Source organism: Streptomyces sp. NPDC086023 (assembly GCF_044540325.1).
Lineage (GTDB): Bacteria > Actinomycetota > Actinomycetes > Streptomycetales > Streptomycetaceae > Streptomyces.
Genome location: NZ_JBITRX010000026.1, coordinates 66,930 through 92,462, shown reverse-complemented (window position 1 = coordinate 92,462; position 25,533 = coordinate 66,930). Strand labels below are relative to the sequence as shown.

The window sequence follows — 25,533 nt, the reverse complement described above, 5'->3', positions numbered from 1 at the left end:
CGAAGTGGAATCGCCGCAGGCGACGCGACGAAGGAGCGCCCTTGACAGGGCACCCCGGCCCGGAAACCCTCGGTCGGCGGACGGCCCCAGACCGGCGCCCTCCCTGAGACCGGCCCGGGAGACACCGCTCCTCCGCCCGCCTCCCCGACACCGGCCCCCACCTACGCTCCCGGGCTCCCCAGTACCGCCGCCAGGTCCCCCCGGCTGGTGACGCCCAGCTTCGCGTAAGCACTGGTCAGGTGGTTGTCCACCGTGCGGGGGGACAGCCCCAGTCGGGTCGCGATGGCCCTTGAGGTCAGGCCCGAGGCAGCCAATCCGGCCACCTCCAGCTCCCTCCGGGTCAGGGCAGGGGCCGCCAGCCCCGCCAGCAGCGGCGTGCGCGCCCCCTCGCAGCGGGCCGCCAGCATGTGGGCCCGGGCAGCCGCACCCGGTGCGCCGGCCCGCAGCGCACCCGCGGCGGCTTCGGCCGCGAACAGCAGGTACCCCAGCCGTTCGAACTCCAGGGACACCGCCCACAGCCCCGCCCCCGACCGCTCGGCCGCCGCCGCGACGTGCCCGGCGCACACCGCAGCCAGGGCCCCCTCGTGTTCCAGCGCGGCCACCCGCGCCGCGACCTTGCGCGCACCGCCCAGCCGCGCCACGTCGTGCAGCGCCAGGAGCTCGAAGCCCACCAGGCCGGCGGCTCCGGCCCGCGCCGCGTACGAGGAGGCCAGCTCGACCGCCTCCGCCACCCGCCCGCCCGCGACGGCCACCCAGGGCCGCGCCAGCTCCGCCCACTGATCGCCCCCGGCCGCGAGGTACCTCTCGGCCATCTCCGCGTCCCCGACCAGCGCGGCGGCGTGGGCGGCTGCCCCGGGGTGCGAGCCCCGCAGGCGCGCCAGCGCCGCCCGTACCTGCCCCCGCCACAGCAGCACCGCCCCGTACAGGGCATCCCCGCGCCGTCCCAGGGCCTCGGCGTACGCATCGGCGGCCCGCCACGCCCCGGCGAGGTCCCCGGCCCAGAACTCGGCGGCGTACGCGGCCAGCCGCAGCGGCAGCACCTCGGTGGGATCCCCGCTCACCACCTCCCCGGCCCGCACGAGCACGGACCGCGCCACCAGGGGCCGCCCGGTGTACGCACGCGCCACGGCGACCCCGGTCAGCAACGCGGCAGCACCACCCACACCATCAACATCACACCCACCACTCGCACCCCCACCACCCCCACCCCCACCCCCACCACCCCCACCACTCGCACCCCTACCCCCACCACCCCCACCACTCGCACCCCTACCCCCACCCCCCGCACAAGCCAGCTCCAGCGCCCCCCCGGTAGTCCTCGGCCGCCCCCCGCAGCGCGACCCGGCGCCCGACCGCCTCCGCACCCAGCACGCCCTCCGCCTCGCCGAGCACCCGCTCGGCATCGTCGAACCGCCGCAGCCCCCAGCTCAGCCCGTACGCCCGCAGCACCGCGTGCCGGGCACGCTCCGCCCGTTCCATCGGCAGCGCCTCGCACTCCCCGAGCACCGCCTCCGCCTCGGCGTACCGCTCGGTCCAGATCAGCGCCGCCGCCAGCAGCAGCGCCGCCCCCACACCGGCCCCCGCCTCCCACGCCGCAGAGGCCAGCCGCACCGTCCCGCCCGGATCCCGCCCGGCCCACGCCTCGCGCGCGCCGGCCAGCAGCCCCGCCCCGCCGAGGGCCCGGACGAGCGCCCGCCGGTGCCGCCCCTCCCGCGTCCGCGGACAACTCCCGCGCAGCACCTCCGCGTACAGCGGGTGCGCCAGCCGCACCCAGGGCCCGGACACCACGATCAGTCCCCGTGCCTCCGCCTCCTCCAGCAGCGATACGTCGACCAGCTCGCCCAGCGCGGACAACGCCACCGGCTCCCCGAGTGCGACCAGCTCCAGCGCCTCCCGTGCCCCGCCCACCAGGGCCGTCACGTGCGCGACGACCCGGTCCGGCAGCTCCTCGCCGGTCAGGGCCAGCTCCCGCAGGAACAGCGGATGGCCGCGCGAACGCTCGTACAGCCGCCGGGCCGCCACCCGCTCCACCGACCCGAGCAGCGCCTCGGTCTCCTCCCGGGTGAAGAGCCCGACCTCCACCCGCTCCAGCAGCCGGTCCTCCCACAGCCGCCGCAGTCCGTCGGGCACGGCTCCGGCAGCCAGCAGCCGTAACTCCCCCGCCCGCACCATCCGCCGCACGAGCGCCGCGGACAGCGGATCCATCAGCTGTACGTCGTCCACGCACAGCACGGGCACCTGAGCGCCACCCGCGCCCGCACCGCCACCCGCGCCCGCACCCTCGTCGAGCAGCACCTCGCGGGCCCACCGCAGCAGGTTCAGCGCACCCCGCTCGGGCACGAGCACCGGCAGCAGCGAACTGAGCGCCCCGAACGGCACCTCCCGCGCCTCCTCGGAGGTCTCCGCGACGAAAACCGGCCGCCCCTCCCGCTCCAGCGCCCGCCGGGCTTCGGCCAGCAGCCAGGACTTCCCGGTCCCGGGCAGCCCCACCACCAGCACCCCGCCGACGCCGTCCGCCCCGAGGGCACGCGCCACCCGCGCAAGCTCCGCCTCACGGCCGAAGAAGGGCCAGGGGATCGCCATGGGGGGATGTTAGGGCGGGGGAAGAGAGGGGTGCGCCCAACTCCGCCCAGACTGTCTTGCCGATGACCCTGTCGGTGACGCCCCAGGCATCCGCATAGGCGTCAACCAGCCGCATTCCGTACCCGGACACCCCGTCCCCGGCGCGGATTTCCGGCCGCCGGTCGCCACGGGCGTCGGCCACCTCGATCCGGAGCGCGCCGCCATCCATCAGAGTGAGCCGCACCTCGAAGTCCCGGCCGGCCACCCGTCCGTGGGTGATGGCGTTGGCGGCCAGCTCGGCCAGCACCTGTTCCGCGGCGACGGACCGGGGCGTGCGGTGCGGGATGCCCCAGTCGTGGAGCTGGAGCAACGCCAGCCGCCGGGCCAGGCGGGCGCCGCGGCGGGTGGAACTGAAACGCTGAGTGAACACGCGTACGGGGGCGGCGGTGTGCCGCTCTGGCTCTGACATGGGGCCAACTCCAGCGTTGGCCAGGGCATTTCACCAGCACATGGACTCGTACAGGGGGACTTGTACGAGTCCATGCGCTGGACAGGGGGATTCACGTAACGTGACGATTGCTCGCCGGGGAGGTGTCAACCATGGCTAACGGTGATGGTGAGTACGAGGTGGAACCCGATCCCGCGCTCCGCGCCTTCGGCGAGGTCGTCAAGGCCTTCCGGAAGAGGGCCGGCTATACCCAGGAACAGTTCGCACCATTGGTGGACTACTCGGTCCAGTCGGTGGGGTCGTTCGAGCAAGGGCGCCGGTTTCCGCAGGAGCGGTTCGTGAACAACGCGGAAGAGGTTCTCGACGGCTTCGGCGCCATCCGCGCGGCCGCCAAGCACCTCATGAAGAACAAGGGGCTGGCCTCCTGGCTCCAGCCCTGGGCCCAGCTGGAGGAGAGGGCAGTCAGCCTGAGCGCGTACGACTGCCGCGCCGTGCCAGGCCTGCTGCAGACCGAGGCGTACGCGCGGGCCGTGGCCGAGAGCGTCCCGCCCCCGGGAACGGCGGAGGAAGTCAATTCGCTCGTGGCGGCGAGGCTGGAGCGGCAGCGCCTGCTGAGCCGAACTCCGCTGATCGCGTTCAGCTTCGTGGTCGAGCAGGCTCTCATCGAACGCCGGACCGGCGGCTCGGAGGTGACCGGTGAGCTCATCGACCGCATGCTGGCGATCGGCTCCCAGACCAACGTCGAATTGCAGATCATGCCACTCGTGTCACCCGACCACGCCGGCGCCAACGGCCCCATGGTCCTCATGGAAACCGAGGAGAACCGCTGGTTGGCCTACTGCGAGGGGCAGCGATCCGGCCTGGTCGTCACCGAGCCGAAAGAGGTCAGCATCCTTCATCAGCGCTATGCCAAACTGCGCTCACAGGCTCTCAATCACGTCGATTCCGTGAGCCTGTTGAAGCGAATGCGAGGAGCGCTATGAGCAAGTCCGAGCTGACCTGGTTCAAGAGCACTTACAGCGGCAGCGACGGCGGCGAGTGCGTTGAAGTGGCCCTCGCCTGGCACAAGTCCACTCACAGCCGCACTGATGGCGACTCCTGCGTAGAGGTCGCCACCTGCTCCTGCTCCACCACCGTCCACGTCCGCGACTCCAAGGACACCACCCTCCCCTCCTTCCAGGTCACGCCCACCGCCTGGGCGGCCTTCGTCGCGCACATCTAGCCATAACTCCCCCTGTCTTGAACGGTCGTTGACCCGGCCCGGACCCCTGAACCAGCGTGGGGCCCGCGGCCGGGATCCGGCCACGAGCACATGGGGGCAGAACATGTCACGGGAACGGCTGGAGAAGCTGGCGGCGGACGGCATGGAGCGGTTGTTCCGCAAGGTGCCGAAGGCCCGCGAGTTCCACGCGGGCGAGTGGATCGACCGCGACTACTACCGCCGGCACTTAGTGGAGACGGTCCTCCGCATCCGCCTGAACAACGAGGTGGACGCCTACGGCCTGTACAAGATCGGGTACAAGGACAACCGGCTCGCCTCGATCCTCGCCCAGTACCTGGCCGAGGAGAACAACCACGAGGGGATGTTCCTCCGCGACCTCAAGCACTTCGGCCTGTCCAAGGGCGAGGTCGACGCGATGCGCGTGTACCCCTCCACGGAGTACCTGATGGGGTACATGTACTTCTCGATCAACCAGGAGGGGCCGATCCCCACCATGGTCTGGAACTGGCTGGTCGAGTGGTACTCCGACCGCTACAACCAGATCATCACCACCAACGCCGCCGAGACCTACGGCCTGGAGATGGTCAAGGGCTCCCAGGCCCACCTGGACTACGACGACGAGCACGACCACGACGACCTGATGTGGTCGGCCGTCGACCGTGCGGTCAAGGGCTGGGCCGACGGCGACTTCGCCGCCGCCGAACGCCACCTGGTCAACTTCGTCGACCTGATCGGCCTCTACTTCACCGAGCTGTACGAGGACACCGTCGGCCAGTCCGCCGAGTAGCGGTCCCCGGGCGCGCACCTCAGGGGTGGCGCAATCCGCCGCCACCCCCGTTGCCGCTGCCGTTGATGGTGACGGTGAAGGAGCAGCTGCCGCTCTGCGCCGGGGTGGCGCTGTCCGTCGCGGTCACCGTGAAGGAGTACGTCCCGGCCGCGGTGGGGGTACCGGTGAGCAGGAGCTGTCCGCCGGATGGAGAGCGCGAGTCCCGGGGGCAGCGTGCCGCTGGTCGTGTAGGTGACGGGCGGAGTTCCCCCCGTCGCGGCGCCGGTCACGACGGGGACGCTGTAGGAGTTCCCCACCGTGCCGGTGGGAAGCGGTCAGCGTCCCGGTGACCCTCCCGGCAGCTCCGCCCGCTGCCTCCGGCGCCCCGGCGCCGTTCCCGCCCCTTCCGCCGATGGCATCGTCGATGGTGAGGGACGTGACGCGGTCGGGGATCGTGAGCGTGAACTCGCCGCCGCCGGACGAGCCCGCCAGGGGGCCGCCCGGTCCGGGGACGCCCTGGTAGGTGCAGACGACGGTGCGGCTCCCGTCGGGCAGTTGGGTGACCACGGGGGACGATGCCGTGCCCCTGGCCGTGGTGGTGGCGCAGACCGGTGTGTCGGCAGCCCGTGCCGGAGCGGAAACAGGCGACGGCCGGGAGCAGGCGACGGCCGGGAGCAGGCGACGGCCGGGAGCAGGCGACGGCCGGGAGCAGGCGACGGCCGGGAGCAGGCGACGGCCGGGAGCAGGCGAGAAGCGCGGACGCACCGCCGGGCCGGAAGGACCGCCGCGCCGGCCGGGTGGGGAGGGGGCGGCCGGGGCGGAACTCGGTCCGGCCCGGCCGCGTGCGGAGGTCGAAGACCCGGGTGCCGTCCGCCTCCGCCGTCCGCCTCCGCCGTGGGCGTCGCCAGGGGGCGGTCGGGCGGGGCGGCGGCCGGAGCCGACGGCACCGGGGGTCGAGATCGTCGCTCCGGTGCAGAGTCACGTGATGCCGCCTGCGACGAGCGGTACGGAGGCGGTGGCGATCGCCGGGAGGGCGATCAGGCTGCGGTCAGGCTGCGGTCAGCCGAGGGAGTCGACGCCCTCGGCCGCGAAGCCGCGGACCGCGTCGACCGGCGGGGCGAAGGCCGGGCCGGTGCCGGTCAGGGTGGTGCCGAGGGCCTCGTCGGCGGCGACGGTGGCGAACTGGGCCTCGTCCAGCGTCTTCTTCGGGTCCTCCACCAGGCCGACGGCCGCGTCGGCGACCTGGCCGGCGGGCAGGTCGGGGACGTGCTTCAGCTGGTCCTCGGTGAGGGCGGCCAGGTCCGGCACGCCGGCGGCCGGGAGCTCCGTGATGTCGTCGATGCCGGCGACGGGGACGTCCGGCAGGTCGGGGAGGGGAGCCGCCTGGGCAGCGGTGGCGGCGAGGCCGAGGGCCGCCCCGGCGAGGGAGAGGGCAGCAACAGCACGCTTGATGGGGGTGTTGTTCATGCCCGGCACAACGAAGCGGCCCCCGGGACGGTCACAGAACTCGTGGAAGACCGGACGCCCGGTACCGCGATCGGCGGTACCGGGCGTCCGGCGTTGACACAGCTGGGGAAGGCGAAGGGGGATCTCCGGAGCTCGGAACTCGGAGCCCGGAGGCGCGGACCTCAGTCCTCGACCACCAGCGCCGGCGTCTCCTTCGTGAGGACCTGGCCCCGGAAGAAGGCCGGGCTGCGGCGCTCGGTGACGAACATGATCACCAGGCCGAGGGCCAGCAGGCCGACGCCGATGACGAAGACGCTGCCGACGCCGAGGACCGTGGAGCCGGAGCCGTAGGCCGGGTCCCACATGTCGATGAGGGTCTTGGTGAAGACCGCAGCCAGGAGCAGCCCGCCCAGGACCGGGAAGACGCCCTTGAAGAACAGGTCGCGGGAAGAGCGGCGCAGCTCCTTGCGGAAGTACCAGGCGCAGGCGAAGGCGGTCAGCGAGTAGTAGAAGCAGATCATCAGGCCGAGCGCGAAGATCGTGTCGGTCAGCACGTTCTCGCTGACCAGGGTCATCACCGTGTAGAAGGCGCCGGTGGCGACGCCCGCCATGACGGTGGCGCGGCCCGGGGTCTTGAACTTCGGGTGGACCTTGGCGTACGAGGGCGGCAGCGCCTCGTACGTGGACATCGCCAGGACCGTCCGCGCCACCGGGATGAAGGTGGTCTGGAGGGAGGCGGCGGCGGAGGCCAGGACGGCGACGAAGAGCAGCACGCCGAGCACCGGGCCCATGACGGGGCCGGCGAGGGCGGCGAAGACGTTGTCGGAGGTCTCCGGGTTGGCGAGGCCGAGGCCCTTGTCGCCGGAGCCGACGGCCATCTGGGCGGCGACGCCGGTGGCCAGGTAGGAGCCGACCAGGACGACCATCGCGATCAGGGAGGCGCGGCCGGGCGTCTTGGTGGAGCCGGTGGTCTCCTCGTTGGTGGCCAGGCAGGCGTCCCAGCCCCAGTACATGAAGATCGAGAGCGAGAGGCCGGCGGTGAAGGCCGCCATGGACTCGACCGCGAAGGGGTTCATCCATTGCCAGGAGAAGTCCAGGCCGGTGTCGAAGGTGCCGGCGGACGCCTTCTGGAAGGCCATGGCGACGAAGATCGCGAGGACTGCGAGCTGGAGGCCGACCAGGGCGTACTGGACGCCCTTGGTGGCGGTCATGCCGCGGTAGCTGATCGCGGTGGCGAGGGCGATGAGCGTCAGGCAGGTCGCGATGTGGACGAACTTGTTGTCGTCGAGGGCGGCGACCGACGGGTTGTTCGTGATCTCGCCGGCCAGCAGCCAGAAGTAGGAGGTCGCGACGCCGGCCAGGTTGGAGAGCACGATGATCGTGGCGATCACCAGGCCCCAGCCGCACATCCAGCCGATCCGGGGGCCGAAGGCCTTCACGGTCCAGGTGAAGGAGGTGCCGCAGTCCGGCATGGCCTTGTTGAGCTCGCGGTAGGCGAAGGCCACCAGGAGCATCGGGAGGAAGCCCGCGAGGAAGACGGCGGGCATCTGGAGGCCGACCTCGCCGGCGGTGGAGCCGAGCGTCGAGGTCAGGCAGTACACGGGGGCGACGGTGGAGATGCCGATGACGGCACTGCCGAGCAGGCCTACGGAGCCCTTGCCGAGTCCCTTGCTGCGGACGTCGTGGGCCTGGCTCCCACCGTCGGCCGCGCCGCTTACCGTGTCTCCGACCAGGGGTCGGGCGTCCAGCTGTGTCATGAGCAAGGACGTTAGACGCTGCGGTTTCCTTATCCGGAGGCCTTAAGTCCGCTTCCCCGTGAGCCGAAGCGCCTTGGATTCTTGAGGTCAAGACTGTTCACGCGGACGTAATTCAAGGTTCACAAACCCGCCGAGGCTCCCTTTCGCCGGGACCGGACAGGGGGTTCCGGTATGCGGAAACCGCACCCCTGTCCGTTTTGACCGTTTCAAAACTTTCCAGTGGCGATTTTCACGCCCGGGTTCGTCCCACTATGCGGTCCCTGCCGTCACCCTGTGCCGTCACGTCGTCCAGACGATCGACTGCATCTCGCTGTAGGCGTGCAGCGCGTACGAGCCCACGTCGCGCCCCACCCCGCTCTGCTTGAAGCCGCCGAACGGCGCCTCCATGTTCCGGCCGATGGTGTTCACGCCCACCCCGCCCGCCCGCATCCGCCGAGCGACCCGGAACGCCCGCGACACGTCACCGCCCCAGACGTAGCTGAGCAGCCCGTAGTCGCTGTCGTTGGCCAGCTCCACCGCCTCCTCCTCCGTGTCGAAGGGGACGACCACCACCACCGGGCCGAAGATCTCCTCCCGGACCACCCGCATCTCGTTCGTGCAGTCCGCCAGCAGCGTCGGGGCGACGTAGAACCCGCGCCCGTCCCCCACCACCGGCCGCTCGCCGCCCGACACGACCCGGGCCCCCTCCTTGCGCCCCAGCTCCACGTACGACTCCACACGGTCCCGGTGCGCCGCGGAGATCACCGGGCCGACCACCGTGCCCTGCTCCGCCGGCTGGCCCACCTTCATGAAGGCCAGGTAGCCGGTCAGCTTCTCCACCAGCCGGTCGTGGATGCCGCGCTGCGCCAGCACCCGCGTGGGGGCCGTGCAGATCTGGCCGCTGTAGAAGGAGAACGTCGTGCCGATGCCCATCACGGCCGCGTCCAGGTCGGCGTCGTCGAAGACCACCGCCGCGCCCTTGCCGCCCAGCTCCATCAGCTGCCGCTTCATCCCGCGGCCGCAGACCTCCGCGATCGCCCGGCCCACGGCCGTCGACCCGGTGAACGACACCATGTCCACGTCCGGCGAGTCGACCGCGGCCTCGCCCACGCCCACCGACCGCCCGCCCACCACGTTCACCACGCCCGCCGGGACCCCGGCCTCGTGCAGCGCCTCGGCCATCCGGAACACCGACAGCGGGTCCTGCGGCGCCGGCTTCACGACCACCGTGTTGCCCATGGCCAGCGCGGGCGCGATCTTGCCGGACGGGTTGGCCCACGGGTTGTTGTACGAGGTGATGCAGGTGACCACACCGACCGGCTGGCGCACCTCCAGCGCCCCCAGCACGCTCGCCCTCCCCATCGGGCCGGCCTCGGTGACCTGCGGCGGGAGCCCGCGCTCCACCGGCTCCAGGGCGCCCTTCGCGTACCGCCGGAAGCGCGCCACGCCCACGCCGACCTGCATCCCGCGGGCGATCCCCGGGGTGGCACCGGTCTCGGCCTGGGCGAGCTGCGCCCACGGCTCGTACTCGCGCTGGATGACGTCCGCCGCCCGGTCGAGGATCGCGGCGCGCTCCTCCGGCCGGGTCCGGGACCAGGGCCCGAAGGCCTCGCGGGCGGCCGCGGCCGCCTCGTACACCTGCTCCTTCGAGGCCTCGGGCGCCAGGCCGACCACCGACTCGTCGGCCGGGTTCACCACCTCGTAGTGCCCGCCCGCCGGCTCCACCCACTCGCCGCCGACGTACAGCCGCTGCCGGATCTCGCGCGTCATCGGGTGCTCACCGTCCTCGTGTCACGGCCCGAGCGGAGCACCGTGCCCGGCACCGCCCCGGTGACCTGGTTGTCGCGGATGGTCTCCACGCCGTTGACCCGTACGGAGACCACGCCGATCGCCCGCGAGTCCAGCCGGGGGCTGTCGCCCGGCAGGTCGTGCACCAGCGTCGCGGGGCCCGCCTCGATCCGCTCGGGGTCGAAGAGGACGAGGTCCGCGTGCCAGCCCTCCTGGATCCGGCCGCGCTCGCGCAGGCCGAAGAGCTGCGCGGGGTCGTCCGTGAGCATCCTGACCGCCTGCTCCAGCGGGACGAGCTTCCGGCCGCGCAGGCAGTCGCCGAGGAAGCGGGTCGTGTACGGCGCGCCGCACATCCGGTCCAGGTGGGCGCCCGCGTCGGAGCCGCCCAGCATCACGTCCTCGTGCTGCCAGGTCTCGGCGCGCAGCGCCCAGGTGGCGGGGTCGTTGTCCGTGGGCATCGGCCACAGGACCGTGCGGAGGTCGTCGTTGGCGCAGATCTCGACCAGGCACTGGAAGGGGTCCTGGCCGCGCTCGGCGGCGATGTCCTTCACGACCCGGCCGCCGAGGCCCTCGTTCGCCTTGCTGTACGTGTCGCCGATGACGTACCGGCCGAAGTCGGCCAGCCGCCGGAACACGCCGGCCTCCTTGCTGTCGGCGCGGCGCAGCAGCTCGGCGCGTACGACGGGGTCGCGGAGCCGCTCGATGCGCTCGGGCACCGGCAGGCCGAGGACCTCTCCCCAGCCGGGGATGAGGTTGAGGGCGCAGAAGGTGCCGAGGGACATGTTCATCGGCGTGAGGATCGGCATGGTGAGCGCGACGATCCGGCCGCCGGCCTTGCGGGCGCGCTCGCTGGGCACCAGCTGGCGCGGGACGCGCTCGGGGACCGAGGCGTCGATGGTGAGGACGTTCCAGTTGAGCGGGCGCCCGGCCGCTGCGCTCATCTCGACGAAGAGGTCGATCTCCTCGTCGGCGAACTGGTCGAGGCAGCCGGCGACGATGGCCTCCAGCTGGGTGCCCTCGTGCTCGGCCACGGCCCGCGAGAGGGCGAGCAGTTCCTCGGGCTTCGCGTGGCGGGAGGCGACGGGCCGCCCGTCGCCGTCGGAGTGGGTGGAGCTCTGGGTGGTGGACAGGCCCCAGGCGCCGGCGTCCATGGCCTCGTGGAAGAGGCGGAGCATCGCGTCCAGCTGCTCGGGGGTCGGCTGCCCGCCGACGGCGTCCTCGCCCATCACGTGCCGGCGCAGGGCGCAGTGCCCGACCATGAAGCCGGCGTTGACGGCTATCCGCCCCTCCAGGGCGTCGAGGTACTCGCCGAAGGTGTGCCAGCTCCAGTCGACGCCCTCTTCGAGGGCCTTGAGGGCCATGCCCTCGACCTTGCTCATCATGCGGCGGGTGTAGTCGGCGTCCTCGGGGCGGTCCGGGTGGAGCGGGGCGAGGGTGAAGCCGCAGTTGCCGCCGGCGACCGTGGTGACGCCGTGGTTCATGGAGGGGGTGGCGTAGGGGTCCCAGAACAGCTGGGCGTCGTAGTGGGTGTGCGGGTCGACGAAGCCGGGGCAGAGGACGAGGCCGGTGGCGTCCTCGGTGGTCCGGGCCGCCTCGGTGACGGTGCCGGGCTCCGCGATCACCGCGATGCGGCCGTCCCTGATGCCGACGTCCGCTGCGCGGGCCGGGGCGCCGGTGCCGTCCACGACGGTGGCGCCGGTGATGAGGTGGTCGAGCATGACGTCCCTTCTCGTACGTGTTCCCGTCCGGGGGTGTACCCGGGGCTCCGGCCGGCGCCGGCCGTCCCTCGCCCTGCGGGGCGAGGTGATGCGGCCCGGCTGGCGCCGGATGCGCTCTGCCCTGCGGGGCGGGGCGGTGGGGTCTTCGGTGGTGCCGGGTGTGCTTGCCGTGCCGCGCCCTGCGCCCTGGCGGAGGCCGGGTTGGGCGCCCGTGTGCCCCGGTCGGGGGGCTCCGGGCCGGCCGCGGCCGCGGGTGCCTCCCGGCCGGGGCCGGTGCGGGGCGGCGGTCCGGGAAGACGCCGCCCCCGTTTTCGGGGGATGGGAGGGACGGGACCCGGCTCCCGGGGCCGCGGGGGGCGGGGGACGTGTCGGAGCGCTCGGCGGCGTCAGGACGACGCTTCGCGGAAGCGCGTCGTCCGGTGGACGGGGTCGGTGTCGATCTTCGGGATCACGTGCTCGCCGATCAGCTTGATCGTCGTCATGGTGTCCTCGTACGAGACACCGGTCGGGAGGCCGAAGGAGAGCTGGTCCGCCCCCGCCTGCTCCCACCGCTTGCACTGGGCGAGGACTTCCGAGGGGTCGCCGCAGATCAGGAGTTCCTCGGCGATCAGGAGCTCGATGATCTCGGCGTTGTACTCCGGCAGGGTCTCGGGCCACTCCGGGATCGCCTCGGGCCGGGGGAAGGTGTCGTGGTAGCGGAAGACCAGCGACTGGAAGCGGTTCATGTTCGCGTTGACCGCGATCTCGACCGCCTTCTCGTGGGTCTCGGCGCAGATCGCGGTCGAGGTGACCATGACGTTGTCGTTCACGAAGGCGCCTATCGCCTTCGCCTCCTGGATCGCCGTCTTGTACTGCTCCAGCACCCACTCCATGTCGGAGACCTTCTGGACGCTGAAGCCCAGCACGCCCAGGCCCTTCTTCGCGGCCATCGCGTACGAGGAGGGCGAGCCGGCGGCGTACCACATGGCCGGGTGGGCCTTGCCGTACGGCTTGGGGAAGACCTTCCGCGGCGGCAGCGACCAGTGCTTGCCCTGGAACCCCTCGTATTCCTCCTGGAGGAACATCTTGGGGAACTCCGCGATGGTCTCCTCCCAGATCTCCTTGGTGTGGTTCATGTCCTCGATGCCCGGCAGGAAGCCGAGGATCTCGTGGCTGCCCGCGCCGCGGCCGGTGCCGAACTCGAAGCGGCCCTTGGAGAGGTGGTCGAGCATGGCGACCTTCTCGGCCACCTTGACCGGGTGGTTCACCTGCGCGAGGGGGTTGAAGATGCCGGAGCCGAGGTGGATCCGCTCGGTGGCGTGCGCGAGGTAGCCGAGGAAGACCTCGTTGGCCGAGAGGTGCGAGTACTCCTCCAGGAAGTGGTGCTCGGAGGCCCAGGCGTACTTGAAGCCGGACTTGTCGGCCTGGATGACGTACTCGGTCTCCTCGATCAGCGCCTTGTGCTCTGCCTCGGGGTCGACCTTGGACCGCGCCTCAGGCACGTATCCCTGCACGAAGAGACCGAATTCCAAGGGGGTTCACCGTCCTTCTGTTTCTGACGCATCGTCAGATCGTGATGCGTTCGACTGTTCCACCGGGGGGACGCCGCGTCAATACCTGACACTGCGTCAGATGTGACTAGAGGATGCTGACGCCCGCCATCCAGCCACCGTCGATGACGAACGGCTGGCCGGTGATGTACGACGAGTCCTCGCTGGTCAGGAAGAGGGCCAGCCTGGCCACCTCCTCCGGGAGGCCGACCCGCCCGAGCGGCACCACCCGCTTGTAGAGGTCCGCCATGGCGTCGCGCGCCTCGTCCGTGAGGTTCTCCGGGTCCAGCAGCCCCGGGTTCGCCATCGGGGTGTCCACGGCGCCCGGGCACATCGCGTTGACCCGGATGCCCTTGGCTGCCAGTTCCAGCGCGGCCACCCGGGTCAGACCCACGATGGCGGCCTTGGTGGCCGCGTACGAACCGACGAAGGCCATGCCCGTCAGACCGGTGTACGAGGAGGTGTTGACGATGGTGCCGCCGCCGGCCGCCTCGATCTCGGGGGCCACGTGCTTGATGCCGAGGAACGCGCCCACCTGGTTGACCTGCACCAGCTGCAGGAACTCCTCCAGCGGGGTGGCGGTCAGCTCGTTGAAGCGCAGGATCCCGGCGTTGTTGACCAGGCCGTCGACCCGGCCGCCGAAAGCCTCCTTGGCCGCGGCCACCGCCGCCGCCCAGTCCTCCTCTCGGCTGACGTCCATGTGCACGTAGCGGGCGTTCTCGGTGCCCAGCTCCTTGGCGACGGCCTCGCCCTGGGCGTCCAGCACGTCACCGAGCAGCACCTTCGCGCCCTCGGCGGCGAACAGCCTGGCCTCCTGCTCGCCCTGGCCGCGCGCGGCACCGGTGATGATGACGACCCGTCCGTCCAGCTTGCCCATCGGTGCTCCTTCGTCGGTGGTCGTGCGGTCGGTCGTTCCGCGGTCCGTTCGGCCGCTTCAGTCGTTGAGGTGCGGCGCGACCTCCGCGCCGAACGCCGTGATCTGGTCCACGAGTTCGGCGCGGTCGCGGCACCGGAAGCGCACCTGGACCTGGTCGACGCCCAGTTCGGCGTACTCGCGCAGGGCCGCCGCGAGGGCCTCCGGCTTGCCGGTGCGGGTGCGGCGGCCGGTGTCCCAGCCGGGCTCGCCGACGTACAGCGGCTCGGTGATCGCGCCGATCTCGATCGGGTCGGCGATCCCGGCAGCCTCGCGCAGTTCCCTGATACGGGCGATCTGGCCCGGCAGCCGGTCGCGCGGGTCGCCCTGCGGCAGCCAGCCGTCGCCGCGCACGGCCGCCCGGCGCACGGCCGCCGGCGAGGAGCCGCCCACCCACACCGGCACCCGGGACTGGACCGGGCGCGGCAGCTGTCCGAGGTCCCGGAAGCGGAAGAGCGCGCCCTCGAACTCCGGGAACTCCTCCTCCCCCAGGGCAGCCCGCAGCGCGTCGACGGTCTCGTCGAGCACGGGCCCGCGCCGGGCGAAGTCCACGCCCAGCACCTCGAACTCCTCCTGCACGTGCCCCGCGCCGACGCCCAGGATCAGCCGCCCCCCGGACAGCCGGTCGAGGGTCGCGTACTGCTTGGCGCTGATCAGGGGGTGGCGCAGGCCGACGATCGCGACGTGGCTGAGCAGCCGGACCCTCTCGGTGACCGCGGCCAGGAAGGACAGCGTGGCCACCGGGTCGTACCAGACCGTGCTCATCGCCTGCGCGAGCCGCCGCGGGATGGCGACGTGGTCGCAGGAGGCGAGGTAGCCGAAGCCCGCCCGGTCGGCGGCCCGGGCTATCTCCGCCAGGTCGGCGGCGGTCGCCGCGGCCTCCCAGGGCTCGGCGTAGATGGAGCTCTGCGACTGGATCGGGAGCTGCATCCCGTACACCAGCCGTCCTTCAGGAAACACGCGTCCCATGGGCCGTCCGCCTTCGCCATCGAGTCATCTGACGATTCGTCATATGGATGCGGGCCCCATGCTGGTAGCTGACGCCCCGTCAGGCAAGGGGGAGGAGCCACCAAAAGACCGGAAGGCCGGAGGGTGGGTGCGGCAGGCGGGCAGGGAGGCGGGCGGCCCGTCGGGGGGGCGAAGGCGGCGGGAGGGCGGGGGCCCCGGGCCTACATGCCCGCCGGGCCCATCACGATCACCGGGTGCTGGGCGGGGTCCAGCGTCTCCAGAACCTTCCGCATCGCGGCCGCCGGGATGCCCACGCAGCCCTGGGACGGGCCGTCGTGGTCGACGTGCAGCCAGATGTTGCCGCCCTTGTCCTCACCCTCGGGCTTCTCCGGGTCGAGCGGGGAGGTACCCGGCCTGCGGTTGAAGTCGATGGCCACGACGTAGTCGAAGGAGCCGGCCAGGGACTCCCCCTCGACGCCGACCCCGCCGGGCACGAAGGCCTCGTCCTGGTCGTACGGGAGCCTGGTCCCCGGCGGTGCTGACAGCAGGCCGCCCGCGTCGGTGAGGGCGAACACGCCGACGGGGGAGGTGAGGTCGCCGTACCGGCGGTCGGTGGACCAGCCCTTGGCGCCGTTGCGTCCCTGCCAGCTCGGCCCGGCGGTCCAGTCGCGGGAGCCCTCGGCGCGGCTGTAGAGGGTGACGGTGTTGTACGAGGAGTCCTTGCCCTTGCCGCTGACCAGGACGACCTGGCGGGAATCGGCGGGGATCCGCGCCCGGGTGGCGTCGCTCAGCCCCGGGATCACCTTCGGCCGCGCCGGCGCCGGCGGCCCGGCGTGCGGCGCCGCCGGCCGGCGCTCCCCGCGGCTGGGGTGGTCGCCGTCCGCGTGCGAACCGTTGCCCCGGAGCTCCTGGTTGCCCTTCGCCGCGCCGAGGTCGCCGCCGATGTCGAAGGGGACGCCGCACAGCCAGGCGGCCAGCCCGGCGAGGGCGGCGCCGGCCGCAGCGAGGGGCAGGCGCCGGCCGAGCCGTGCGGGCCGCCGCGTCCTTGTCCGGTGCCGGGCGTGTTTGCTCATCGCCCTAAACCGTACACATGGTGCGTTTGGTTCTGTTGATCACTCAATTTCTAACGGGGGCCGATTCCTCCGCCGTCGTACACGTGATCCGGCGTCACCACCTGTGTGACCGCCCGGGCGAGGAGCGTCGAGGGCTCCTGACCGCCCACCTGGGAGTCGGTGTTGAGCATCAGGACCATGGTGGCCTTCTCCTCCGGCAGGTACACGGTCACCGTCTCGTAGCCCGGGATCGAGCCGTTGTGCCCGATCCAGCCGCCGGTCTCCAGGATGCCGAGCCCGTAGTTCGTACCGGGGAAGCCGGTCGGCAGCACCTTCAGCCGCTCCGCCTGCGTCTCCGGGCTCAGCAGCTTCCCGGTGGCGACGACCTCGGCCCAGCGGCGCAGGTCGTACAGGTTCGAGATCATCGCCCCGGCCGTCCAGGCCCAGCTGGGGTTCCAGTCGGTGGCGTCCGCGGTGGTGCCGTCCAGGGTCTGGTCGGTATAGCCGCGCGGGTGCGGCTCGGGGAACTCGGCGCCCTTCGGGAAGAGCGTGTGGTGCAGGCGGGCCGGGCGCAGCACCCGCTCGTCGATGACGCGCTGCACCTTCTGGCCGGTGACCTTCTCGATGACCAGGCCGAGCAGCACCAGGTTGGAGTTCGAGTACTGGAACCGGGCTCCGGGCGCGAAGGTGTTGGCGTGCCGGTAGCCGTACGACAGCGCCTCCCAGGGGTTGAAGGCGCGCGTCGGGTCGCTCAGCAGGTCGTGGATGAAGTCCGGGTCCGAGGTGTACGGGAAGAGGCCGCTGCGCATCTCCGCGAGGTGGCGCAGGGTGATGTTCTCGCCGTCGGGCACCCCGCGGACGTACTTGTCGATCGGGTCGTCCAGCCCGACCTTGCCCTGGTCGACCAGCTCCAGCAGCGCGGTGACGGTGAAGGTCTTGGTCTCGCTGCCGATGCGCACGTGGGAGTCGACGCGCATCGGGCTGCCGGTGGTCTTGTCGGCGACGCCGGTGGCCCGTACGTAGCAGCCCCGCCCCGGCAGCCAGAGGCCCACGACGACACCCGGAATGCCGGCCTGGGTGCGGACCTGCTCGACGGTCCGGTCCAGCCGGGCGGTCAGGGCGGGGTCGAGGCCGTTGCGCGGGCACCCGTCCCTGTCCTGGCCGTCCGTCCCGTCCCCGCCGCCGTCGCCGTGACGGTCCGCGGCGGAAGCGGGAGTCACGGCCCCGGCGGGGGTGACGGCCACCGGGGCCAGCACCGACGCCACGAGCAGGGCGGCGGCGAACAGCCGGCGGGAGGGGGTACGTCGCATGTCGGGGCGCCTCTTCCAGGTCCGGGGAGCGGATAACCACATCACCATCCGGGCGCGTGCCGGGCGGGACCCGTCCGGCGCCCGCCCCGCGATTCCACTCGTTCGGCGCCAGACGGGGCGGCGCCGACGCACGCGCCGCCGGACCGGGAGCGGGACCGTCCCCGCCGGACCGGGAGCGGGACCGTGCCGCCGGACCGGGAGCGGGACCGTACGGCCGGACCGGGCGCGGGGCCCCGCGCGGGGCGCGGGCCCGTCACGGGCCCGTGCCCAGGCCCCTCTCGCGGGCACGGACGATCGCTTCCGCGCGGGTGGCCGTCCGGAGTTTCGTCAGGATGTTGGAAAGGTGGTTGCGGACCGTCTTCGGGGAGAGCGTCAGGCGCCGGGAGACGGCCGTGTTGTCCAGCCCCCGCGCCACCAGGTCCAGCACCTCCAGCTCCCGGGCGGTCAGCTCCGGGAAGGGGACGCGGGCGGCGCCCGGCACCACCGGGCCGGTCAGGTAGGCCATGGCCCGGGTCGCGACGGCGGGGCCCAGGATGACCTCCCCGTTGGCCACGGCGTGCAGCGCCCGCTCGATCTCCTCCGGTGCCGCGCCCTTCAGCAGGTACCCGCGGGCCCCGGCCCGCATCGAGGCGAAGACCGAGTCGTCGTCGTCCAGCATGGTCACCACCAGCACCGCCGTGCGCGGCCGGACCCGCAGGATCTCCCGCGTCGCGTCCACCCCGGAGCCGGCGCCCTCGCCGAGGTCGAGGTCCATGACCACCACCTCCGGCTCCGCGGCCACCGCACCCGCGACGGCCTCCGGCAGCGACGCGGCCTCGGCCACCACGCGCACCCCTGCCAGGGAGCCGAGCAGTGCCGCCATCCCCATCCGGAACACCGGGTGGTCGTCCACCACCATCACCCTCATGCCGCCGCCTCCTCCCGTCGCGCGGGTATCCGCAGTTCCAGCCGCGTGCCCCGGCCCCCGGGGCCCGGTCCCCACGCGACGGTGCCGCCGACGAGCTCGGCGCGCTCGCGCAGGGACTGCGTACCGACGCCCGGGCGGGCACCCGGGCCGATGCCCCGGCCGTCGTCCTCGACCGTGACGGCCAGGGCGCCCCGGTCGCCGGCCAGTTCCACGGCGCAGACCCGGGCGCCGGAGTGCCGGGCCACGTTCCTGAGGGCCTCGGCCACCACGGCGTACACCGCGCCCGCGACCTCCCGTTCCGGCTCGCCGGCACCCGCGTCGCGGACCACCACCGCCAGGCCGTCGGACTCGTACCGCATCACCAGTTCGCGCAGCGCCGGTACGAGGCCCAGCTCGGCCAGCACCGGCGGGACCAGCCCGCGCGCCAGCACCCGGACGGCCTCCACCTGGTGGTCCACCTCCTCGCGGAGCGCGGCCAGCAGCGCGTCCGAGGCCCCGGCGCCGGGCGGCAGCAGGTTCCGGGCGGCGGACAGCCCGAGGCCCACGCCGGCCAGGGCGGGCCCCAGCCCGTCGTGCAACTCCCTTCGCAGCGCCCGGCGTTCGTCGTCCCTGGCGGCGGCGAGCCGTCCCCGGGACTCGCGCAGCGCCCGGGTGACGGCGGCGATCTGCACGGCGGTGCCGAGGAGCGGGGCGACCTCGTCGAGGGCGTCCCGCGCCCGGCGGTCCAGCGCCTCGCCGGGGCGGGCGGTGACGCGGAGCGTCCCGGCGGGCTCCTGCCGTACCACCAGGGGGAGTTCGAGCGGCGTCTCCTCCTCGCGCTCGCCGGCCGTGGCCAGCACCCGGCCGTCGGGGCCGAGAACGCGGACCGAGCCCAGGTTGAAGGACGCGGCCACGCTCTCCGCCATACCGGCCAGCGCCTCCTCGGGGGTGGCCGCACTGCCCAGGTGGCGGCCGACGCGGCTGAGCGCCGGGGCGGCGGCCTCGCCGTGCACGAGGCGGTCCACCCGGCGCTGGAGCCAGCCGCGGGCGGGCTGGATGCCGGCGGCGGTGGCGGCGGTGGCGAGGACCGCGCCGAGCGTTCCGGAGCCGGGCAGCAGTGCGCCCAACAGGGCGAGGGCGGCGAAGCAGCCGCCGATCAGCAGGCCGGTGAGCAGCGCCCAGACGAGGGTGCGGCTGATGACGAGGTCGATGCCCCACAGGCGCTGGCGCAGCACCACGACGAGCACGGCCGCCGGGAAGAAGGCCTGCGAGGCGAGGTGGGTGACGGGGGTCAGCAACTCCGGCCAGCCGCCCACGCCTTCGGGGCGGACGACCAGGGGTACGAAGGTGAGCGAGATCAGGGCCGTGCCGATGGCGAGCCAGCCCAGGCCTCGGGCCGAGGGGTCTCGGCGCCGCCGCAGGGCCGCGTGGGCCGCGGCGGTGAGCCCGAGGACGATCACCGTCAGTACGAGGGCGTCGGCGAGCGGTCCGGCCAGCCGGGCCCAGGCGGCGCTGCGCACGGCGAGCGGGGCGAAGGGGTCCGGCGCGGACGGCCAGGGCCAGGGGTCGGTGAGGCGGACGGCGAGCAGCGCGGCGATCACCGCGACGCCGGCCCCGACGGCGGCGTACGCGGCCCGGGAGGGGCGTTCGCGGCCGAGGAGGTACGGGACGACGAGGATCAGGGAGAGGGTGCCGGGCACCCAGGCGGTGCCCTGGAGGATGCCCCAGGCGGGGGGCGGGGCGGTGGCCCCGTACCGGGCGGCGAGCTGCGCGACGACCGCCGCCGCACCGCCGCCGGCGGCGCACAGGGCGACGAGCCAGGCCACGGGATGGGTGCGGCGGCCGAGCACGACGGCCGCGGTGAGCCCGTAGACGAGGGCGTCGGCGGTGTCCACGAGAAAGTAGACCTGGTCCGGGCTCCAGGGCGGGCGGGCCACGGCCCACAGCCCGAGCCCGACGGCTGCCGCGCCCCAGGTCAGCACCAGCACGGCGGCAGCGGCCGGCCGGCACCCCCCGCCCTTCCCGGCCGTTCCCCCCGAATCCGCCATGAGGCCCAAGATGACACCCCGCAGCGGCGCTGTCACAGGATTCGACGGCGGACACGCCGGGCGCCGGTCGCCGTGCCGGCATGCGGGGACGAAACGGTCCGGCGCGGTGCGCAGGTCCGGCGCGGTGCGCAGGTCCGGCGGCGGGGCCCCGGCGCCGCCCTCCGCCCGACGGCGGCTCGGACCCCGAAGCGTCCGCCGACACGGACAGCCGCTCCGGTCCGGCGGGCGGCGGCCCGGGAATCCCGACGCGAACCGGATTCGGCAGGGGAGCCCGCCTCGGGGCGCCCGGGCCGTCCGCTCGGCCGCCGCCGGGGCTCCTGGGGCGGCCCGGCGCGCGACCGGGTCGGTGCCGGCGAGACCGCCGCCACGCAGGACAGGCCCCCCGGGCGGCGGGGCAGGACCCGGACGGCCGGGCAGGGCGCCCAGCGCCGGGGCAGGACGCCTGGGCAGCGGGACAGGTGCCCCGCGCGGCCCGGCGAGCCTCAGGGAGGGCGCCCGTGGCCCGCGAGGCGTCGGCATCCGGGGGCAGCCCCCTCCGGAACGGACCGCCGCACCCTTGGGGATCGGGCACCCCGAGAGGTCGGGCACCCCCGACAGGCCGGCTGCCCCGAAGGCTCGGGCACCCCCGACGGGCGGGGCCCGAGCGGTCGTCCCGTCGCACCCCCCGGAGAGGTCAGGCGCCGGCCCAGAGGCCGTCCGGGGTCAGGCCCAGGAGGTCGATCGCGTTGCCGCGGACGATGCGGTCCACCACGTCCGGGGCCAGGTGGGACATCTGCGCCTCGCCCACCTCGCGCGACTTCGGCCAGGTGGAGTCGGAGTGCGGGTAGTCCGTCTCGTACAGGACGTTGCCCACGCCGATCGCGTCCAGGTTCCGCAGTCCGAAGGCGTCGTCGAAGAAGCAGCCGTAGACGTGCTCCGCGAACAGCTCCGACGGCGGGCGGGTGACCTTGTCGGCGACGCCGCCCCAGCCGCGGTTCTCCTCCCAGACCACGTCCGCGCGCTCCAGGATGTACGGGATCCACCCGATCTGCCCCTCCGCGTACATGATCCGGAGGTTGGGGAACCGCTCGAACTTGCCGCTCATCAGCCAGTCGGTCATCGAGAAGCAGCAGTTGGCGAAGGTGATGGTGGACCCGACCGCCGGCGGCGCGTCCGCCGAGGTGGACGGCATCCGGGACGAGGAGCCGATGTGCATGGCGATGACCGTGCCGGTCTCGTCGCAGGCCCGGAGGAACGGGTCCCACTCGTCGGTGTGGATCGACGGCAGCCCGAGGTGCGGCGGGATCTCCGAGAAGGCCACGGCCCGCACCCCGCGGGCCGCGTTGCGCCGCACCTCCTCGGCGGCGAGGCGGGCGTCCCACAGGGGTATGAGGGTGAGCGGGATCAGCCGGCCCTGGGCGAGGGGGCCGCACCACTCCTCCACCATCCAGTCGTTGTACGCGCGGACGCCGAGCAGCCCCAGCTCGCGGTCCTTGGCCTCGGTGAAGGTCTGGCCGCAGAAGCGCGGGAAGGTGGGGAAGCAGAGCGCGGACTGGACGTGGTTGACGTCCATGTCGGCCAGCCGGTCAGGGACCGAGAAGGAGCCGGGGCGCATCTGCTCGTACGTGATGACCTCCAGCCGGATCTCGTCGCGGTCGTAGCCGACGGCGGTGTCCAGGCGGGTCAGCGGGCGGTGCAGGTCCTCGTACACCCACCAGTCGCCGATGGGGCCGTCGTCGCCCTTCGCCCCCATGACGGGGGCGAACCTGCCGCCCAGGAAGGTCATTTCCTTGAGGGGGGCGCGGACGACGCGCGGGGCGACGTCGGCGTACTTGGACGGGAGCCGGTCCCGCCAGACGTGGGGAGGCTCAACCGTGTGGTCGTCCACCGAGATGATCTTCGGGAAGGTCTCCATGTCCTCCACGGTAGCGTTTATCTGACGTACCGTCAGCTCCTCGGGTAGTGATCGATCTGTACCAGCTCTGCCACACACCCCGGCCGGGCTGACGCGCCCGCCCAAGACAGGGCAGACTGACCAATGCGTACACACGGCTCCGGAAAGGCGAGGGGGAAGTAGATGGACGGCACACCGCCCATACCGCGGCAGCGGAAGCACCCCGAATCGGCGCCCGGACCCGCCCCCTCCGCATCCGGCGAAGCCACGGGCGCGCCCACCGACACCTCCGCAGGCACCACGGGCCCCACGGGCCCCACGGGCGGCACCACCGCCGGAGCCTCCGGCCCCACCGCCCCCTCCGCCTCCGTCCCCGACACCGCCCGCTTCGCCGTGCTCGGCCCGGTCCGCGCCTGGCGCGGCGGCGAGCCGATCCCGTCGGGCTCCCCGCAGCAGCGCGCCCTGCTCGCCGCCCTGCTGCTGCGCGACGGCCGCACCGCCACCGCGCCCGAACTCATCGACGCCATCTGGGGCGAGGACCCGCCCTCCCAGGCGCTGGCCGCCATCCGCACGTACGCCTCCCGGCTCCGCAAGGTCCTCGACCCGGGCCTGCTGGTCAGCGAGTCCGGCGGCTACGCCATCCGCACCCCGGCCGCCGCCCTCGACCTCGGCCTCGCCCGCGGCTTCGCCGCCGACGCCGACAAGGCCCGCGCCTCGGGCAACCGCGGCCAGGCCCGTACGCTCCTCAACCACGCCCTCGCCCTCTGGGACGGCGAGCCGCTCGCCGGGGTCCCCGGCCCCTACGCCGAGACCGAGCGCACCCGCCTCTCCGAATGGCGGCTCACCCTCCTGGAGACCCGCCTCGACCTCGACCTGGAGGTCGGCTCGCACGGCGAGGCGGTCTCCGAACTGACCGCACTCACCGCCGCCCACCCGCTCCGCGAGCGTCTCCGCGAGCTGCTGATGCTCGCCCTCTACCGCAGCGGCCGCCAGGCCGAGGCCCTCGCCGTGTACGCCGACACGCGCCGCCTGCTCGCGGACGAGCTCGGCGTGGACCCGCGCCCCGAGCTCGCCGAACTCCAGCAGCGCATCCTGCGCGCCGACGCCGAACTGGCGCGCGTCGCCGAGCCCGCCCCGGCCGCCCCCGCCGTGATCGTCCGCCCGGCCCAGCTCCCGGCCACGGTGCCCGACTTCACCGGCCGCTCCGCCTTCGTACAGGAACTCAGCGAGATCCTCACCACCGCCGGCACCGACGGCCGGGTGATGGCCGTCTCCGCCCTGGCCGGCATCGGCGGCGTCGGCAAGACCACCCTCGCCGTGCACGTCGCGCACGCCGCCCGCCCGCACTTCCCCGACGGCCAGCTGTACGTGGACCTCCAGGGCACCGACCCGCGGGCCGCCGAACCCGAGGCCGTCCTCGGCGCGTTCCTGCGCGCCCTCGGCACCGCCGACTCCGCCATCCCCGACACCGCCGACGAGCGGGCGGCGCTGTACCGCTCCACCCTCGACGGGCGCCGGGTCCTGGTGCTGCTCGACAACGCCAAGGACGCCGCCCAGGTACGGCCCCTGCTGCCCGGCACCGCCGGCTGCGCGGCGCTGGTCACCAGCCGGGTGCGGATGAACGGCCTGGCCGGCGCGCACCTGGTGGACCTGGACGTGATGAGCCCGGAGGAGGCGATCCAGCTCTTCACCCGGATCGTGGGCGAGGAGCGGGTGGCGTCCGAGCGGCAGGCCGCCCTGGACGTGGTGGGGGCCTGCGGCTTCCTGCCCCTGGCCATCCGCATCGCGGCCTCCCGGCTCGCCGCCCGGCGTACCTGGACGGTGTCCGTCCTGGCCGCGAAGCTCGCCGACGAGCGGCGCCGCCTCGACGAGCTCCAGGCCGGCGACCTGGCCGTCAAGGCCACCTTCGAACTCGGCTACGGGCAGCTCGAACCCGCCCAGGCGCGGGCCTTCCGGCTGCTGGGCCTGGCCGACGGCCCCGACATCTCGCTGGCCGCGGCCGCCGCCGTACTGGACCTCGCCGAGCACGACGCCGAGGACCTGCTGGAGGCGCTGGTCGACTGCTCCCTGCTGGAGTCGGCGGCGCCCGGCCGCTACCGCTTCCACGACCTCGTACGGCTCTACGCGCGTGCGTGCGCCGAGCGGGACGAGCAGCCGCCGAGCGAGCGCACCGCGGCCATGTCCCGGCTGCTGGACTTCTACCTGGCCACCGCGGCCGGCGTGTACGCGCTGGAGCGGCCGGGCGACCGGCTGGTGGAGCACCTCTCCGCCACGGCGTACCCGGGCCTGGTCTTCCCGGACGGCCGGTCGGCCGTGGACTGGCTGTACTCGGAGGCGGCCTGCCTGCTCGCCTGCGTGCACCAGAACGCCTCGGGGGGCGCCTTGGGGCGGGCCGTGGACCTGCTGTGGGCGGCGAAGGACCTGGCCGAGTCCGGGGCCAACTCCCGCCAGTACGAGACCACGGCGACGGCCGTGCGCGAGGCGGCCCGCGCCGCCGGCGACGCCCGGGCCGAGGCCCGTGCGCGGATCGCGCTCACCACGCTCCTGCTGGTCTCCGGCCGCTTCGCGCAGGCCGACGAGGAGGCGCGGGTGGCGAGCGAGCTGGCCCGGCTGACGGGCGACCCGATGCCGGCCGGAGTGGCGCCGAACGACCGGGGCATCATCGCCTTCTACCAGAACCGGCACGCGGACGGCGAAGCGCTGCTGAGCGAGGCCATAGAGAACTACCGGGCCGACGGGAACCGGCCGGGCGAGGCCAGCGCGCTGTGCAACCTGTCCCGGATCCACGTGAACATGGGCCGCACGACCAGTGCCGTCCAGCTCGCCGAGCGCGGGCTGGCCATCTTCAAGGAGATGGGCCTGGCGCTGCGGGTGGCCAACGGCCGCTTCGCGCTGGGCATCGCGCTGACCCGGGCGGGCCGGCCCGCGGACGCCCTCGAACAACTCGGCGAGGCGCTGCGTGTGTTCCAGGAGAACCGGCAGCGGCTGTGGGAGGGGACGACCAACTTCCGGATCGCCGAGGCCCATCTGTCGGCCCATCGGTTCGCCTTGGCGGCGCAGCACGCGGAGCGCGCGCTGGCACTGCGCTGCATCGGCGGCGAGTGGATGCGCGGGAACGTGCTGACCACCCTCGGCCGGGCCCTGGACAGCCTGGGCCAGGCGGACCGGGCGCGGGCCTGCTGGCGGGAGGCCCTGAGCATCTACGAGCAGACGGGCGCGGGCGAGGCCGCGGAGGTCCGGGCACTGCTCCGGCCGACGCAGGCGGCATAGGCTCTGACCTGGGACTTT

At 73.5% G+C, this 25,533-nt stretch carries 20 protein-coding genes; 4 read left to right on the top strand and 16 right to left on the bottom strand.

Going from position 1 to position 25,533, the window contains the following annotated elements:
* Window positions 1-161: 161 nt before the first annotated feature.
* The 3 genes from ACIF6F_RS33625 to ACIF6F_RS33615 all read right to left on the bottom strand — a co-directional run bounded on the left by ACIF6F_RS33625 (window position 162) and on the right by ACIF6F_RS33615 (window position 3,031).
* The gene (locus ACIF6F_RS33625) at window positions 162-1,163 is read right to left on the bottom strand and encodes a LuxR C-terminal-related transcriptional regulator (RefSeq protein ID WP_399955994.1); all 1,002 of its coding nucleotides are present in this window, start codon (window positions 1,161-1,163) and stop codon (window positions 162-164) included.
* Window positions 1,164-1,269: 106 nt separating this feature from the next.
* Window positions 1,270-2,583, bottom strand: a complete 1,314-nt coding sequence (locus tag ACIF6F_RS33620; protein ID WP_399955991.1) for an AAA family ATPase — start codon at window positions 2,581-2,583, stop codon at window positions 1,270-1,272.
* Complete coding sequence (locus ACIF6F_RS33615; protein ID WP_399955987.1) at window positions 2,552-3,031, bottom strand: ATP-binding protein; 480 nt, start codon at window positions 3,029-3,031, stop codon at window positions 2,552-2,554. Before ACIF6F_RS33615 ends, ACIF6F_RS33620 begins: the two co-directional genes overlap by 32 nt.
* A 131-nt stretch (window positions 3,032-3,162) precedes the next feature.
* On the opposite strand from ACIF6F_RS33615, the gene ACIF6F_RS33610 reads away from it, so the two are divergent.
* The 3 genes from ACIF6F_RS33610 (at window position 3,163) to ACIF6F_RS33600 (ending at window position 5,019) form a co-directional block, all read left to right on the top strand.
* On the top strand, window positions 3,163-3,993 hold the full coding sequence (locus ACIF6F_RS33610) for a Scr1 family TA system antitoxin-like transcriptional regulator (RefSeq protein WP_399955983.1): 831 nt from the start codon (window positions 3,163-3,165) through the stop codon (window positions 3,991-3,993).
* Window positions 3,990-4,232 carry a DUF397 domain-containing protein gene (locus ACIF6F_RS33605; protein WP_399955980.1) on the top strand — a complete coding sequence of 81 codons (243 nt, stop codon included), beginning with the start codon at window positions 3,990-3,992 and terminating at the stop codon, window positions 4,230-4,232. The genes ACIF6F_RS33610 and ACIF6F_RS33605 overlap by 4 nt, the downstream gene beginning before the upstream one ends.
* Before the next feature lie 103 nt (window positions 4,233-4,335).
* Entirely contained in the window at window positions 4,336-5,019 is a 684-nt protein-coding gene (locus ACIF6F_RS33600; RefSeq protein ID WP_399955977.1) for an iron-containing redox enzyme family protein, read from the top strand.
* 19 nt (window positions 5,020-5,038) lie between these two features.
* On the opposite strand, the gene ACIF6F_RS33595 is transcribed toward ACIF6F_RS33600, so the two are convergent.
* The 13 genes from ACIF6F_RS33595 to ACIF6F_RS33535 form a co-directional block, all read right to left on the bottom strand.
* Window positions 5,039-5,191 carry a cadherin repeat domain-containing protein gene (locus ACIF6F_RS33595; RefSeq protein WP_399956003.1) on the bottom strand — a complete coding sequence of 51 codons (153 nt, stop codon included), beginning with the start codon at window positions 5,189-5,191 and terminating at the stop codon, window positions 5,039-5,041.
* Between the two features lie 866 nt (window positions 5,192-6,057).
* On the bottom strand, window positions 6,058-6,465 hold the full coding sequence (locus tag ACIF6F_RS33590) for a hypothetical protein (protein ID WP_399955974.1): 408 nt from the start codon (window positions 6,463-6,465) through the stop codon (window positions 6,058-6,060).
* A gap of 161 nt (window positions 6,466-6,626) precedes the next feature.
* Window positions 6,627-8,201 (bottom strand): APC family permease, encoded by a 1,575-nt coding sequence (locus tag ACIF6F_RS33585; RefSeq protein WP_399955971.1) that lies wholly within the window; start codon window positions 8,199-8,201, stop codon window positions 6,627-6,629.
* A gap of 279 nt (window positions 8,202-8,480) precedes the next feature.
* On the bottom strand, window positions 8,481-9,950 hold the full coding sequence (locus ACIF6F_RS33580) for an aldehyde dehydrogenase family protein (protein WP_399955969.1): 1,470 nt from the start codon (window positions 9,948-9,950) through the stop codon (window positions 8,481-8,483).
* Window positions 9,947-11,686, bottom strand: coding sequence for an amidohydrolase family protein (locus ACIF6F_RS33575; protein ID WP_399955965.1), 1,740 nt, complete (start codon window positions 11,684-11,686; stop codon window positions 9,947-9,949). The genes ACIF6F_RS33580 and ACIF6F_RS33575 overlap by 4 nt, the downstream gene beginning before the upstream one ends.
* A gap of 386 nt (window positions 11,687-12,072) precedes the next feature.
* A complete protein-coding gene (locus ACIF6F_RS33570) occupies window positions 12,073-13,197 on the bottom strand; it encodes an LLM class flavin-dependent oxidoreductase (protein WP_399955962.1) in 1,125 nt (374 codons plus the stop codon).
* A 106-nt stretch (window positions 13,198-13,303) separates the two neighbouring features.
* Window positions 13,304-14,092: an SDR family NAD(P)-dependent oxidoreductase gene (locus ACIF6F_RS33565; protein WP_399955959.1), complete on the bottom strand. Its 789-nt coding sequence runs from the start codon at window positions 14,090-14,092 to the stop codon at window positions 13,304-13,306.
* A gap of 57 nt (window positions 14,093-14,149) precedes the next feature.
* Window positions 14,150-15,097 carry a TIGR03619 family F420-dependent LLM class oxidoreductase gene (locus tag ACIF6F_RS33560; RefSeq protein WP_399955956.1) on the bottom strand — a complete coding sequence of 316 codons (948 nt, stop codon included), beginning with the start codon at window positions 15,095-15,097 and terminating at the stop codon, window positions 14,150-14,152.
* 200 nt (window positions 15,098-15,297) lie between these two features.
* Entirely contained in the window at window positions 15,298-16,149 is an 852-nt protein-coding gene (locus ACIF6F_RS33555) for a hypothetical protein (RefSeq protein ID WP_399955953.1), read from the bottom strand.
* Between the two features lie 50 nt (window positions 16,150-16,199).
* A complete protein-coding gene (locus tag ACIF6F_RS33550; protein WP_399955950.1) occupies window positions 16,200-17,438 on the bottom strand; it encodes a serine hydrolase domain-containing protein in 1,239 nt (412 codons plus the stop codon).
* Window positions 17,439-17,691: 253 nt separating this feature from the next.
* Entirely contained in the window at window positions 17,692-18,345 is a 654-nt protein-coding gene (locus ACIF6F_RS33545) for a response regulator (protein WP_399955947.1), read from the bottom strand.
* Window positions 18,342-20,372 (bottom strand): sensor histidine kinase, encoded by a 2,031-nt coding sequence (locus tag ACIF6F_RS33540; protein WP_399955943.1) that lies wholly within the window; start codon window positions 20,370-20,372, stop codon window positions 18,342-18,344. The genes ACIF6F_RS33545 and ACIF6F_RS33540 overlap by 4 nt, the downstream gene beginning before the upstream one ends.
* 673 nt (window positions 20,373-21,045) lie before the next feature.
* Window positions 21,046-22,266, bottom strand: a complete 1,221-nt coding sequence (locus ACIF6F_RS33535; RefSeq protein WP_399955940.1) for an amidohydrolase family protein — start codon at window positions 22,264-22,266, stop codon at window positions 21,046-21,048.
* Between the two features lie 162 nt (window positions 22,267-22,428).
* Here ACIF6F_RS33535 and ACIF6F_RS33530 point away from each other — a divergent pair, with 162 nt between their 5' ends.
* Window positions 22,429-25,515: an AfsR/SARP family transcriptional regulator gene (locus ACIF6F_RS33530; protein WP_399955937.1), complete on the top strand. Its 3,087-nt coding sequence runs from the start codon at window positions 22,429-22,431 to the stop codon at window positions 25,513-25,515.
* Window positions 25,516-25,533 lie beyond the last annotated feature (18 nt).

Excerpts from the sequence above, each read along its gene's own strand:
- ACIF6F_RS33620 (WP_399955991.1), bottom strand. The coding sequence starts at position 2,583 with ATGGCGATCCCCTGGCCCTTCTTCGGCCGTGAGGCGGAGCTTGCGCGG.
- ACIF6F_RS33615 (WP_399955987.1), bottom strand. The coding sequence starts at position 3,031 with ATGTCAGAGCCAGAGCGGCACACCGCCGCCCCCGTACGCGTGTTCACT.
- ACIF6F_RS33610 (WP_399955983.1), top strand. The coding sequence starts at position 3,163 with ATGGCTAACGGTGATGGTGAGTACGAGGTGGAACCCGATCCCGCGCTC.
- ACIF6F_RS33605 (WP_399955980.1), top strand. The coding sequence starts at position 3,990 with ATGAGCAAGTCCGAGCTGACCTGGTTCAAGAGCACTTACAGCGGCAGC.
- ACIF6F_RS33600 (WP_399955977.1), top strand. The coding sequence starts at position 4,336 with ATGTCACGGGAACGGCTGGAGAAGCTGGCGGCGGACGGCATGGAGCGG.
- ACIF6F_RS33590 (WP_399955974.1), bottom strand. The coding sequence starts at position 6,465 with ATGAACAACACCCCCATCAAGCGTGCTGTTGCTGCCCTCTCCCTCGCC.
- ACIF6F_RS33585 (WP_399955971.1), bottom strand. The coding sequence starts at position 8,201 with ATGACACAGCTGGACGCCCGACCCCTGGTCGGAGACACGGTAAGCGGC.
- ACIF6F_RS33580 (WP_399955969.1), bottom strand. The coding sequence starts at position 9,950 with ATGACGCGCGAGATCCGGCAGCGGCTGTACGTCGGCGGCGAGTGGGTG.
- ACIF6F_RS33575 (WP_399955965.1), bottom strand. The coding sequence starts at position 11,686 with ATGCTCGACCACCTCATCACCGGCGCCACCGTCGTGGACGGCACCGGC.
- ACIF6F_RS33565 (WP_399955959.1), bottom strand. The coding sequence starts at position 14,092 with ATGGGCAAGCTGGACGGACGGGTCGTCATCATCACCGGTGCCGCGCGC.
- ACIF6F_RS33560 (WP_399955956.1), bottom strand. The coding sequence starts at position 15,097 with ATGGGACGCGTGTTTCCTGAAGGACGGCTGGTGTACGGGATGCAGCTC.
- ACIF6F_RS33555 (WP_399955953.1), bottom strand. The coding sequence starts at position 16,149 with ATGAGCAAACACGCCCGGCACCGGACAAGGACGCGGCGGCCCGCACGG.
- ACIF6F_RS33550 (WP_399955950.1), bottom strand. The coding sequence starts at position 17,438 with ATGCGACGTACCCCCTCCCGCCGGCTGTTCGCCGCCGCCCTGCTCGTG.
- ACIF6F_RS33545 (WP_399955947.1), bottom strand. The coding sequence starts at position 18,345 with ATGAGGGTGATGGTGGTGGACGACCACCCGGTGTTCCGGATGGGGATG.
- ACIF6F_RS33540 (WP_399955943.1), bottom strand. The coding sequence starts at position 20,372 with ATGGCGGATTCGGGGGGAACGGCCGGGAAGGGCGGGGGGTGCCGGCCG.
- ACIF6F_RS33535 (WP_399955940.1), bottom strand. The coding sequence starts at position 22,266 with ATGGAGACCTTCCCGAAGATCATCTCGGTGGACGACCACACGGTTGAG.
- ACIF6F_RS33530 (WP_399955937.1), top strand. The coding sequence starts at position 22,429 with ATGGACGGCACACCGCCCATACCGCGGCAGCGGAAGCACCCCGAATCG.